General features: G+C 68.5%; 11 protein-coding genes and 1 pseudogene. 7 read left to right on the top strand and 5 right to left on the bottom strand.

What is annotated here, in order from left to right; genetic code table 11:
* The first annotated feature begins 94 nt into the window (after positions 1 to 94).
* The 6 genes from ACSQ1W_RS11670 to ACSQ1W_RS11695 all read left to right on the top strand — a co-directional run bounded on the left by ACSQ1W_RS11670 (position 95) and on the right by ACSQ1W_RS11695 (position 6,781).
* Positions 95 to 1,465: an aspartate aminotransferase family protein gene (locus ACSQ1W_RS11670; protein ID WP_436043664.1), complete on the top strand. Its 1,371-nt coding sequence runs from the start codon at positions 95 to 97 to the stop codon at positions 1,463 to 1,465.
* A 66-nt stretch (positions 1,466 to 1,531) separates the two neighbouring features.
* Positions 1,532 to 2,647: an alanine dehydrogenase gene (ald, locus tag ACSQ1W_RS11675; RefSeq protein ID WP_436043666.1), complete on the top strand. Its 1,116-nt coding sequence runs from the start codon at positions 1,532 to 1,534 to the stop codon at positions 2,645 to 2,647.
* Between the two features lie 22 nt (positions 2,648 to 2,669).
* On the top strand, positions 2,670 to 4,160 hold the full coding sequence (locus ACSQ1W_RS11680) for a CoA-acylating methylmalonate-semialdehyde dehydrogenase (RefSeq protein ID WP_436043667.1): 1,491 nt from the start codon (positions 2,670 to 2,672) through the stop codon (positions 4,158 to 4,160).
* Positions 4,161 to 4,192: 32 nt separating this feature from the next.
* Positions 4,193 to 5,413: a serine hydrolase domain-containing protein gene (locus ACSQ1W_RS11685; RefSeq protein WP_436043669.1), complete on the top strand. Its 1,221-nt coding sequence runs from the start codon at positions 4,193 to 4,195 to the stop codon at positions 5,411 to 5,413.
* A gap of 111 nt (positions 5,414 to 5,524) precedes the next feature.
* The gene (locus ACSQ1W_RS11690; RefSeq protein ID WP_192271804.1) at positions 5,525 to 5,893 is read left to right on the top strand and encodes a response regulator; all 369 of its coding nucleotides are present in this window, start codon (positions 5,525 to 5,527) and stop codon (positions 5,891 to 5,893) included.
* 42 nt (positions 5,894 to 5,935) lie between these two features.
* Positions 5,936 to 6,781, top strand: coding sequence for a chemotaxis protein CheX (locus ACSQ1W_RS11695; protein ID WP_436043671.1), 846 nt, complete (start codon positions 5,936 to 5,938; stop codon positions 6,779 to 6,781).
* A 16-nt stretch (positions 6,782 to 6,797) separates the two neighbouring features.
* On the opposite strand, the gene rlmKL is transcribed toward ACSQ1W_RS11695, so the two are convergent.
* The 5 genes and pseudogenes from rlmKL to ACSQ1W_RS11720 all read right to left on the bottom strand — a co-directional run bounded on the left by rlmKL (position 6,798) and on the right by ACSQ1W_RS11720 (position 11,828).
* Complete coding sequence (gene rlmKL / locus ACSQ1W_RS11700; protein ID WP_436043673.1) at positions 6,798 to 8,933, bottom strand: bifunctional 23S rRNA (guanine(2069)-N(7))-methyltransferase RlmK/23S rRNA (guanine(2445)-N(2))-methyltransferase RlmL; 2,136 nt, start codon at positions 8,931 to 8,933, stop codon at positions 6,798 to 6,800.
* 95 nt (positions 8,934 to 9,028) lie between these two features.
* Entirely contained in the window at positions 9,029 to 9,661 is a 633-nt protein-coding gene (locus ACSQ1W_RS11705; protein WP_436046172.1) for an ATP-binding cassette domain-containing protein, read from the bottom strand.
* Between the two features lie 455 nt (positions 9,662 to 10,116).
* Positions 10,117 to 10,660 (bottom strand): annotated as a pseudogene (locus ACSQ1W_RS11710) (ATP-binding cassette domain-containing protein); the annotation flags it as partial.
* Between the two features lie 152 nt (positions 10,661 to 10,812).
* On the bottom strand, positions 10,813 to 11,340 hold the full coding sequence (locus ACSQ1W_RS11715; protein ID WP_192271812.1) for an alpha/beta fold hydrolase: 528 nt from the start codon (positions 11,338 to 11,340) through the stop codon (positions 10,813 to 10,815).
* Complete coding sequence (locus ACSQ1W_RS11720) at positions 11,337 to 11,828, bottom strand: MOSC domain-containing protein (protein ID WP_192271814.1); 492 nt, start codon at positions 11,826 to 11,828, stop codon at positions 11,337 to 11,339. The genes ACSQ1W_RS11715 and ACSQ1W_RS11720 overlap by 4 nt, the downstream gene beginning before the upstream one ends.
* Positions 11,829 to 11,906: 78 nt before the next feature.
* Between ACSQ1W_RS11720 and ACSQ1W_RS11725 the strand changes: the two genes are divergently transcribed.
* Entirely contained in the window at positions 11,907 to 12,479 is a 573-nt protein-coding gene (locus tag ACSQ1W_RS11725; protein ID WP_436043676.1) for an N-acetylmuramoyl-L-alanine amidase, read from the top strand.
* Positions 12,480 to 12,486: the final 7 nt, after the last annotated feature.

A 12,486-nucleotide genomic window follows, 5' to 3' on the forward strand; every position in this document is an offset into this window, starting at 1 on the left:
AAGGCAGCGGAGGCGGCGCGGATTCTACCTTCGGCACGGTTGTAAAGTTTTTTCAACGCGCTAAGCTGCGCCCAGTCCTTGCCCCGGAGCCGTGATGAGCGCTGACGACACCCCCTCCGCCCTGGCCGACCACTACGCGCGCCAGAACCTGGAAGCGCCCGGTTCGCTGGACAACTTCTGGATGCCGTTCACGGCCAACAAGCAGTTCAAGGCCAAGCCGCGTCTTCTCGCCAGTGCCTCGGGCATGTATTACCGGGATGTCGACGGCAACGAGGTGCTGGATGCCACCGCAGGCTTGTGGTGCTGCAACGCCGGCCATGCGCGTCCGCGCATCGTCGAAGCAGTGAAGCAGCAGATCGGCACGCTCGACTTCGCGCCCAACTTCTCGATGAGCTCGCCGCTGCCGTTCAAGCTGGCCGAGCGCCTGGCCGCACTGGCGCCGGGCGATCTGAACAAGGTGTTCTTCAGCAACTCCGGCTCCGAGGCCGTGGACAGCGCCCTGAAGATCGCCCTGGCCTACCACCGCGTGCGCGGCGAAGGCCAGCGCACGCGCTTCATCGGGCGCGAGAAGGGCTACCACGGCGTCGGCTTCGGCGGCATGTCGGTCGGCGGCCTGCCGAACAACCGCAAGTGGTTCGGCCCCGGCCTGCCCGCGGTCTCGCATATCCGCCACACGCTCGACGTACCGCGCAACGCCTTCTCGAAGGGCCTGCCGCCGCAAGGACTCGAACTGGCCGAGGACCTCGAGCGTCAGATCGCGCTGTACGACGCGTCGACCATCGCGGCCGTCATCGTCGAACCGATCTCCGGTTCGGCCGGTGTGGTCATCCCGCCGGAGGGCTACCTGCAGCGCCTGCGCGAGATCTGCGACAAGCACGGCATCCTGCTGATCTTCGATGAAGTGATCACCGGCTTCGGCCGCGTCGGCCACGCCTTCGGTGCGCAACGCTTCGGCGTGACGCCGGACATGATCACCGCCGCCAAGGGCATCACCAACGGCTGTGTGCCGATGGGCGCCACCTTCGTCTCGGAGCGCCTGTTCGAGGCCTTCATGAGCGGGCCGGACAACGCCATCGACATGTTCCATGGCTATACCTACTCCGGCCATCCTCTGGCCTGCGCGGCCGCGCTGGCCACGCTGGATACCTATGAAGAGGAACACCTGTTCGACAAGGCGCTGCAGCTGGGCGATTACTGGCAGGAGGCCCTGCACTCGCTGAAAGGGCTGCCGAACGTCATCGACATCCGCAACTTCGGCCTGGTCGGCGCCATCGAACTGGCCCCGCGTCCCGGCGCCCCGGGTACCCGCGCCTATGACGTCTTCGCCCGTACCTTCCACGAAGGCCACGTGCTGACCCGGGTGACCGGCGACGTCATCGCCCTGTCCCCACCGCTGATCGTGGAAAAGGACCACATCGACCGGATCGTGAATGTCCTGGCGGACACCATACGGGCAACCGCGTAAAATTACGGATCAACGGCCCCAGCGCTCCCCCTCGCGCGAAGCCCCTTCCCGCTACTGGAGAGCAACATGCTGATTGGCGTCCCCAAGGAAATAAAGAACCACGAATACCGCATCGGCCTTACCCCGTCGGGCGCGCGCGAGCTGGTCTCGAATGGCCACCAGGTCATCGTGCAGCGCGACGGCGGCAAGGCCATCGGCCTGACCGATGAGCAGTACGTCAAGGCCGGCGCTGAAATCGTCGACACGGCCGCGGAGATCTTTGCCCGCGCCGACATGATCATCAAGGTCAAGGAGCCGCAGCCGAACGAGTGCGCCATGCTGCGCCCCGGCCAGGTGCTCTACACCTACCTGCACCTCGCGCCCGATCCCGAGCAGACCAAGGCGCTGGTCGCCTCCGGCGCCACCTGCATCGCCTACGAAACCGTCACCGACCGCAAGGGCGGCCTGCCGCTGCTGGCGCCGATGTCGGAAGTCGCCGGCCGCATGTCGATCCAGGCCGGCGCGCATGCGCTGGAGAAGGCGCAGGGCGGTTCCGGCGTGCTGCTCGGTGGCGTACCCGGCGTGAAGCCGGCCGAAGTGCTGGTGATCGGCGGCGGCGTGGTCGGCATCAATGCCGCGCGCATGGCGATGGGCATGAACGCGCACGTCACCATCCTCGACCGCTCGCTCGACCGCCTGAAGTACCTCGATGAACTGTACGGCCACCAGCTGACCACCATCTACTCGACCCGCGACGCCATCGAAGAGCGCCTGCCCGAGACCGACCTGGTGATCGGTGCCGTGCTGATCCCCGGCGCCGCCGCGCCCAAGCTGGTCTCGCGCGACCAGCTGAAGCTGATGCGTCCGGGCTCGGTGCTGGTGGACGTGGCGATCGACCAGGGCGGCTGCTTCGAGACCTCGAAGGCCACCACGCACCAGAACCCGACCTACGAAGTGGACGGCATCATCCACTACTGCGTCGCCAACATGCCGGGCGGCGTCGCCCGCACATCCACGTTCGCACTGACCAACGCCACCCTGCCCTTCGCCGTGCAACTGGCGAACAAGGGCGCGAAGCAGGCGCTGCTGGACGATGAGCACCTGCTCAACGGCCTGAACGTGCATGCCGGCAAGGTCACCTACAAGGCGGTCGCCGACGATCTCGGCTACGCCTACGTGCCGGCGCGCGAGGCGCTGGCCTGATCCATCCCCGAGGAGACATCGCATGAGCCACCCGCTGCACCATCATCTCAACGGACAGCGGGTGGAAGGCGGCAGCGGCCGCTTCGGCGATGTGTTCGACCCCGCCACCGGCACCGTCACCGCGCGCGTGCCGCTGGCCTCGGTCGATGACGTGAAACAGGCGGTGGACGCTGCGTCCGCCGCCTTTCCGGGCTGGTCCGCCACCACGCCGCTCAATCGCGCGCGGGTGATGTTCCGCTTCAAGGAGCTGCTCGAAACGCACGCGGGCGATCTGGCGAAAATCATCACGTCGGAACACGGCAAGGTGCTGTCCGACGCGCGCGGCGAAGTCACCCGCGGACTGGAAGTGGTGGAGTTCGCCTGCGGCATCCCGCATCTGCTCAAGGGCGAGCATTCGATGAACGTCGGTCGCGATGTCGATTCGTGGACCGAGTACGCGCCGCTGGGTGTCGTCGCCGGCATCACGCCGTTCAACTTTCCCGCGATGGTGCCGCTGTGGATGTTCCCGGTGGCGCTGGCCTGTGGCAACACCTTCGTGCTGAAGCCCTCCGAACGCGACCCGTCGGCCGCCCTGTTCATGGCCGACCTGCTGAAGCAGGCTGGCCTGCCGGACGGCGTGTTCAACGTCGTCCACGGCGACAAGGTGGCCGTCGATGCGCTGCTCGACGAGCCGCGCGTACAGGTGCTGAGCTTCGTCGGCTCCACGCCGATCGCCGAGTACATCTACGCGCGCGGCAGCGCCAACGGCAAGCGCGTGCAGGCGCTGGGCGGCGCGAAGAACCACATGGTCGTCCTGCCCGACGCCGATCTCGACGGCGCCGTGTCCGCACTGCTGGGCGCGGGCTACGGTTCGGCCGGTGAGCGCTGCATGGCGATCTCGGTGGCCGTCTGCGTGGGCGATGCCACCGCCGATGCACTGGTCGCGGCGCTGGCACCGAAAGTCGCCGCGCTGAAGATCGGTCCCGGCTGCCTCGATCCGGAAATGGGCCCGCTGGTCACCTCTGCGCACCGCGACAAGGTGCGCGGCTATGTCGATGCCGGGGTGGCCGAAGGCGCCGACCTCGTCGTCGACGGACGCGGCCATGTGGTCGACGGCCACGCGGATGGCTTCTTCCTCGGCGGCTGCCTGTTCGACCGCGTCACGCCGGACATGACGATCTACCGCGAGGAGATCTTCGGCCCGGTGCTGTGCGTGATGCGCGTGCCGGATCTCGACGCCGCACTGCAGTTGGTCAACGAGCACGAGTACGGTAACGGCACGGCGGTGTTCACCCGCGACGGCGGTGCCGCGCGCGAGTTCGCCCATCGCGTGCAGGCCGGCATGGTCGGCATCAACGTGCCGATCCCGGTGCCGATGGCCTTCCACAGCTTCGGCGGCTGGAAGCGCTCGATCTTCGGGCCGCTGCACGTGCACGGCCCGGATGGCGTGCGCTTCTATACGCGCCTGAAGACGATCACCGCCCGCTGGCCCGAGACGCATTCCGCCGAGTTCGTGATGCCGACGATGAAGTAAAGTCGGGGCCGGTTCCTGCACGGTACTGGCCCATGTGTTCACGTCGTCTCCGCGTTTTCGCCGCACTCGCCTGCCTGGCCTCGTCGATGGCCGCATCGGCGGGCGAACCCGTCGCCCAGGTGCGCGTCGCCTTCGATCGCAACGGCATTGTCGCCACGCGCGCCGAGGGCATGGCCGACCTGGCCACCGGACGCAAGATCACCGCCGACGATCCCGTCCGCGTCGCCTCGATCTCCAAGCTGGTGACGTCGATCGGGGTGATGCGACTGGTCGAAGCGGGCGAGCTCGATCTCGATGCCGACATCTCGACCTACCTGGGCTGGACGCTGCGCCATCCGCGCTTTCCCGACACGCCGATCACCCTGCGCCTGCTGCTGTCGCATCGTTCCAGCCTGACCGATGCCGCCGGCTACTACGCCACGCCGCTGGGACAGCCTCTGAAAGGCATCCTCGACGACCCCAAGGCCTGGGACGACATCCACGCGCCGGGTACGCACTTCCGCTACACCAACCTCAACTTCCCGCTGGTGGCGATGGCGATGGAGAACGTCACCGGCGAGCGTTTCGACCGGCTGATGCGCCGTCTGGTGCTGGAGCCGCTGAAGCTCGATGCCTGCTTCAACTGGGAAAGTTGCGACGCCGCCACCGCCACGCGCGCCGTCGTGCTCTACCGCGATGCCCAGCCCGTGCGCGACGACAACCGCACCGGCAAACCTGCGTGCGCCGTGGTCGTCGAGGATGGCGCGGACTGCGATCTGGCCCGCTGGAAGGCCGGCGAGAACGGCGCGCTGTTCTCGCCCCAGGGTGGCCTGCGCATCTCGGCGAACGGCCTGGCGAAGATCGGTCGCCTGCTGCTCAACGGCGGCGAGGTCGACGGCACACGCCTGCTGGCCCCGGCCAGTGTCGACGCGATGATGGCGCCGCAGTGGACGTTCGACGGCCGCAACGGCGTGACCCATGAAGAGGACACCGGCGACGGGCAGAACAAGGCCTTCTTCTGCCGTTACGGCCTCGCCGTGCAGACGCTGGCGACGCCCGTGGACGGCTGCGGCGACGATCCGTTCGGCGACCGCGTCGCCCGCGTCGGCCATTCCGGCGATGCCTACGGTCTGCGTTCCGGGCTGTGGGTCGACCGTGCGTCCGGCACGGGCGTGGCCTACTTCGCCACCGATGCCGGCGGTTCGCGCGGCGGTGCGCATTCCGCGTTCAGCCGCATCGAGGAAACGCTCGCCTCCGGACCGCCCTCGCCCTGACGCGACACGGTCCGCTCAAGATCTCCCTGTACCGGCCGATAGTGCCTACATGTCGGCCCGCGTCGATCGACGATGCGGGCGTCTTACGATCCAACAGGGGGATCCTTCACCATGACGTCACGTCCTACCGTCCTGCTTTGCGACGATTCGCGCGCCTTGCGCATGCTGGCCGCACGCCAGCTGGAAGACTGCGGTTTCGATGTCGTCGGCGAAGCCGGCAACGGCCTCGAGGCCGTCAGCCAGTACCAGGCGCTCAAGCCCGATGTGGTACTGATGGACCTGGTGATGCCCGAGTGCGACGGCAAGCAGGCGCTCGGCCGCATCCTGTCGCTGGACCCGGCTGCCCGCGTGGTGATCCTGAGTTCGCTGGGCGGACAGGCGGACATCGAGGAATGCCTCAAGCTGGGCGCCAGGTCGTACCTGCAGAAACCGATCGATCCGGAGGTGATGGATCGCGTGTTGCACGAAGCGGTCGCCTGACCGCGCGCACGTCCTCCTTCCTCTTCAGTACGAGACCACACAATGGCAGCGAAATTCCTGGGCCAGTTCCTGCTGGAACGCGGCACCATCACCTCGGCGCAACTGCTGGCCGCACTCGACGCGCAGCGCGCCTCCAATCCCCTGCTCGGCGAACTCGCCGTGCACCACCAGATGCTGGATGCCGCGCAGGCCCGCCGCATCAACGATCGCCAGCGCGCCGAGGACCGCCGGTTCGGCGACATCGCGCTGGAAATGGGGCTGCTGGATGCCGGCCAGCTCGACGTGCTGCTGGCGGCGCAGAAGAAGGGCCGCAAGCTGTTCGGGCAGGTCCTGATCGACCAGGGCACGCTGACCGCCGAGCAGCTGGAAAGCGAACTGGTCGCGCACCGCCGCGATCTGGACGAAGCCAACCATGCCCTCGCCCTCGGCATCGCCGGCCACGCGCTGGCCGACACTGCCACCAGCGCGATCCGCGTCAGCAACCGCCTGTTCCCGCGTCTGGTCGGAAGCCAGTGCCAGGCGTCGGGCATCGCCGATGCCGCCACGCTCGAGGCCTGCGAAGTCACCGCGCACGTGCGTATCGACGCCGGTACGGACTCACTGCTGATCGGCATCGGCTGCGGCCGCGCCACGATGCAGGCGATCGCCTGCGCCCTGCTGTCCATCGCACCCGCGCAATGCGACGACGAACTCGCCGTGGATGCGCTGGGCGAACTGGTCAACGTGCTGATGGGCTACGTGGTACGCGATACCCTGCCCGACGACGCCCGCTACCGCGCGCATCCGCCGAGCACCGCGCTCTCCGCCGCGGATCTCGCCGCGCGCGACAGCACACTGGCGCTGTCGATGGCGTCGCAGCGCGGCGATTTCGTCCTGATCGTCGGCTGACCGACGGGGGTGGGCGCTACGCCCGCGTCAGCCGCCACGCGCGGTGGATGCGGGCGTTGCGTTCGAAGTCCGGCGGGATCGTGCCCGCGCTGATCTCTTCGCAGCGCGCGAACTCGGCGATCGCATTCTCGTCCAGCTTGAAGCGGCGGAAGTTGTTGCTGAAGTACAGCACGCCACCCGGCGCCAGTCGGGCGACCGCCGCGCGCAGCAGACGCACTTGTTCCTTCTGCACGTCGAAATCGTCGGCGCGCGCGGAGTTCGAGAACGTCGGCGGATCGCAGAACACCAGGTCGTATTCGGCCTGCTCGGCCTCCAGCCAGCGCACGGCGTCCGCCTGCACCAGCCGGTGCTTCGCGCCGCCGAGGCCGTTCTCGGCCAGGTTGTCGGCGCACCATTGCAGGTACGTCGCGGACAGATCGACGCTGGTCGTCGTCGCGGCACCGGCCACCGCCGCCTGCACGCTCGCCACGCCGGTGTAGCAGAACAGGTTGAGGAACCGCTTGCCGCGCGCTTCCTGCGCCATGCGACGGCGCAAAGGCCGGTGGTCGAGGAACAGGCCGGTGTCGAGATAGTCGAACAGGTTCACCCGCAGCCGCGCATTCGATTCCTGCACGACGATGAACTCGTCGCGCTGCTGCATGCGGCCATACTTGGACCCACCCTTGCCGCGCTCGCGCGACTTCACTGCGATCTGCTCCTGCGGCACGCCGAACACCTCGCGGGTGGCGGCCAGCAGCTCGCTGAAACGACGGCGCACGTCGTGCTCGGGAATGGTGGCCGGTGCGGCGTACTCCTGCACATGCAGGAACGTGCGTGCCTGGCCGCCCTCATCCTGGTACACGTCGATCGCGGCGGCGTACTCGGGCAGGTCGGCATCGTAAACGCGATAGCAGGTGACGCCGTCGCGCGTGCGCCAGCTCTTGAACTTCTTCTGGTTCTTGCGCAGGCGGTTGGCGACCATCTGCGCCCCATCGGACAACGGCTTCGCCTCGCGCGGCTCGCGCGCCGGCGTGGCGACCGGATCGCAGACGATCAGCGCGCATTCGATCGCGCCATTGAACAGCTGGTACTTCTTGCCGGCGCGCAGACCCGTCGCATACCCGAGATCGGCATTGCCGCACAGCAGGCTGGCGCGCCACTGAGGCACGGCGCGCTGCAATGCATCGCCCAGCGTGCGGTACAGTTCGGCGTCGGCCGCGAGGCGTTCGTCGTACGGCGGATTGCAGACCACCAGACCGCGCGGCGTTTCCTGCACCGGCAACTGCGCCACATCGCGCGCATCGAACTGCAACTGTCCGGCCAGTCCCGCGAGCACGGCATTGTCGCGCGCGGCACGGATCGCACCCAGGTCGATGTCGCTGCCGAAGAACACCGGCCGCAACGCCTTCCGCCCGTCGGTTTCGCGCTGCACCGCATCGGCGAACAGCGCGCGCCACGCGTCGACGTCGAACCCCAGCCAGCGCGACGGCAGCACGTTGCCGTGCCGTTGCAGGCCCGGCGCGACGTCGGCCGCCATCAGCGCGCCCTCGATCAGCAGCGTGCCGCTGCCGCACATCGGGTCGAGCAATGCACCGCCCTCGTGGTACAGCGCCGGCCAGCCACCGCGCATCAACACGGCCGCCGCCAGGTTTTCCTTCAACGGTGCATCGTTCTGCGCCTGCCGCCATCCACGCCGGTGCATCGGGCCGCCGCCCAGGTCGATCGAGATCGTCGCGCGGTTCTTGCGCAGCGACAGGTTGATGCGCACGTCCGGCTGCTCGACGTCCACCGATGGACGTTCCAGGCCCTGCTGGCGCAGGCGGTCCACCACGGCATCCTTGACCCGCTGCGCGGCGAAGCGCGCATGCGTGATGGCGTCGCCCGAGACATGCGCATCCACCGACAGCGTCAGCTCGGACCGCGTGTGCTGTTCCCACGCGATCGCCATCACGCCGTCGTACAGCGCCTGCTCGTTGAGGCATTCGAACTCGGCGATGGGCCACAGGACGCGGCTCGCCAGCCGCGACCAGAGCACGGCGCGCTGCGCATCCGCCAGTTCGCCATCGGCATTGACGCCGGCGACGGTGGCGGTGGCCTTGGGCACGCCGAGCGCGAGCAGTTCGTCGGCAAGCAGGTATTCCAGGCCTTTCGCGCAGGAAACAAAGAACTTCAAGGGAAAACTCCGGAATTCGGGGCGGCAGCGCGTGGACGGGCGCAATTTTGCCGGACCGGAGGCAGGAACACACGGAAAACCCCGCCCGTGGAACCTCAGCAGGGCGACAGCCGCGCACCTTCACGCGACAGGGCGAGCCGGTGGGTCAGGTCCAGCCGTTCCAGCAGCGCTTCGTCGTGGGACACGATGACCAACGCGCCGCGGTATTGCCGCAGCATGCGCTCCAGCGCCTCCAGTCCATCCAGATCCAGGTGGTTGCCCGGCTCGTCGAGCAGCAGCAGGCCGGCCGGTTGCTCGGCATACAGGACGCAGGCCAGCGCAGCCTTCAGGCGCTCGCCGCCGCTCAGGCGCCCGCTGGGGTCTTCGATAAGGCGGGCATCCAGCCCCAGCAGGGCCAATCGCGTGCGCAGGGCGGATTCGACCTCCCCAGGGTTCGCCTCACGCAGTTGCGCCAGCACACTGGTGTCGGGATCCAGTCCGGCCAGACGCTGGTCGAGCCAGGCTACGGGCACGTGGGTGGTAACGCTTCCGGCCAGCGGCAGCACGTGCCCGGCCATCGCCCGCAGCAGGGTGGATTTTCCGCTGCCATTGGGACCGGTGACACCGATGCGCTGCCGGCCGGTGACAATCAGGTCCATCCCGCCGACCGTGGCCGGCACGAACGGCAGCACGGCGCGCTCCATCCGCACCACGACACGATCCTGCGCCGCGGCCGGCGGCGTGAACATCGCCAGTTCGACCGCCGTCTCCTGCTTGTGTGCGGCTTCCCGTAGCTGCAGCGCGAGTTGCTCGCGGGCCGCCTGCTGGCGGACCGCAAAGCGGCCTGCGCTCTCCTCGCTGCGCGACTTGCGCAGACCGAGCAGGATCGGCGGCAGGTTGGCGTCGCGCGCATCGCGGTTGCCGCGTGCCTGTCGCCGTTGCTGGCGCTCCCGCTGCTCATGCAGCGCGCGTGCCTGCCGCTGCACCGCAGCCTTGGCCTGCGCCAGTTCGCGCTGCGTCTGTTGCCGCTCGTCCGTCTTGCTGTCCGCGTAGAAACGGTAATTGCCGCCATACGTGCGCAGACCGCGCGGCGACAGTTCCTCGATGCGCACGACGGTGTCGAGCAGGCGGCGTTCATGGCTGATCACCAGCAGCCCGTTCGGCCATTGCGCCAGTTGCGCATGCAGCCGCTGCCGCTGATGGGCATCGAGATGATTGCTGGGTTCGTCGAGAATTAGGACATCGGCCTCGGACAGGAACGCGCCCGCCAGCGCGACACGCATCGCCTCTCCGCCGCTCAGCGTATCGGCGCGACGCCCGGGTGGCAGATCCGGCAAGCCCTGCGCGTCCAGCGCCAGCGCGAGCCGCTGGCGGATGTCCCAGCGATCGCCCAGCGCCTCGAAGTCGCGCACATCGGTACTGCCGGCTTCGATGCGCGCCAGCGCATCGAGCCAAGCGTCCACGCCGGCGAGTGAGGCGACGGTGGCGCCCGGCGGCACGTGGACCTGCTGCGGCAGGTAGTGGACGCAGCCACTTGCGCTGCGCTTGCCCGAACTCGGCGCGATCTCGCCAGCCAGCAGGCGCGCGAGCACGCTCTTGCCCACGCCATTGCGGCCGACCAGCCCCGTGGGGCGGCCGTCCAGATGCAGGTCGAGATCGGAGAACAGGATCCTGCCGTCAGGCAGGGACAACGACGCGCGGTCGAGCGTCAGGAACGGATGCGTCATGCGGATTCCACGGGATGCCATAGGAATGCCTCCGGCGCGAAGACCGGGAGGAACCTGGGCCGTCAGGCGACGGCGGCATCAATGGCGCATGGGCGTGAACACCTGGGACGAATGCAGGCCGCGATTCTACACGCAAGCCAGGACGTGGTCTGAACGCCACGCCCGCCGTGCGTTCAGAGCGACGCGAGCAACTGGCCGAACGCGCGAGCGGATGCCTCGACATGGTCGGAGAGGCGGTGCGTATCGTTGACCAGCAGCAGGCGCGCGCGACGCGGAAACGCCCAGTCGACCACGGCCTGTGCGGGGATCAGCTCGTCGTCCCAGCCATGGATGATCGACACCGGGATCGCGGCGGCGTCCAGTTCCGGCAGCGGCCCCATCGTGATCGGCGGCGCCATCAGGAACAGGCCGCGCACCGGCACCTCCAGCGAGATGCGCCCGGCGATGTAGGCGCCCAAGCTGGAACCGGCCAGCACCACCGGTCCGCGCGACGCCGCCGCCTGCGCCAAACCGCGCAGGCGCTCTTGGCGCGCGACGACGTCGCCCAGCGAGCTGACATCGCGGCGCGCATCCAGGTCGGTGAAGTCCGGCCGCTCGTGCGTCCAGCCAAGACGCTCGGCCACGTCGGCCAGCGCGGTGACCTTGGTCGCGTCCGGCCCGCTCTCGAAGCCGTGCGACAGGATGCAGTGGCCACGCATCACAGCGCCTCCACCGTGTCGCCCAGGCGGAACGTGCCGCCTTCGACGATGCGTGCACACAGGCCGCCGTGGCCGCGCATGGCGTTGTAGCCACCCGGACCCAGCGCGTCTTCCATGCGCGAACAGGGATCGCAGTCCTCCGTGCCTTCGAACACTGCATCGCCGATGCGAAAGCGACGGCCCTTCAGCGCGACCAACGGAATGCCCGACACCACCACGTTCCGGCGCAGCAGCGACGGCGCGAGATCCGGACGCTGCGCCAGCGCCGCAATGACCGGCAGGTGCTCGGCCTGGATCAGGGTGATGCCGCGCTTGCCACTGCCGCCCTTGTAGCGGTCGCCGACCAGACCGCCGCCGGTGACGGCTTCGACGGCCTCGGCAGCGACCATGACCTCATCGCGTGCGGGACGCAGGCCGATCCATTCGACCTTGCCGGCGCGCGGCAGGGTCGCCATCAGCTTGGCCAACGATGATTCAGGATTCAGTGGCATGGGCGACCGCACGCGACGTGGAAGGTCACCAGTTTACTGGACCGGCCTGGGGCCCGCCGCGCCTGCTAGCATCGGCGCATGAGCACCGAACGCACCGCCTTCGCACGTATCGTCGATCCGCTGCCCTACGAGGACAGACTCGAGGCGCGTACGCTGGACCAGATCGATCTGGTGGTCATCCACTGCACCGAACTGCCGGACCTGGCGACCGCGCGCGAGTACGGCGAGCGCATCCTGCACGCCTCAGGCACAGGCAACTGCGGCCACTATTACGTCGACCGCGACGGCAGCGTGCATGTCTACGTGCGGTCGGAGCGCGTCGCCCACCATGTACGCGGCTACAACCCGCGATCGGTCGGCATCGAACTGGTCAACACCGGCCGCTATCCGCACTGGCTGTCGACCGGCAGCCAGAGGATGGAAGAGCCCTACACCGACGCGCAGATCGCTTCGCTGGGCGCGCTGCTGGCGGACCTGCAGCGCGAACTGCCGTCGCTGCGCTTCATCGCCGGCCACGAGGACCTCGACACCGCCTGCGAGCCGGCCAGCGACGATGCGGACGTGCTCGTCCACCGCAAGATGGATCCGGGCCCGCTGTTCCCTTGGGACGTAGTGCTGCGTACCACGCCGCTGCAGCGCCTGCTGCCCTGACCGGGCC

This window comes from Pseudoxanthomonas sp. LjRoot143 (assembly GCF_964252945.1).
GTDB lineage: Bacteria > Pseudomonadota > Gammaproteobacteria > Xanthomonadales > Xanthomonadaceae > Pseudoxanthomonas_A.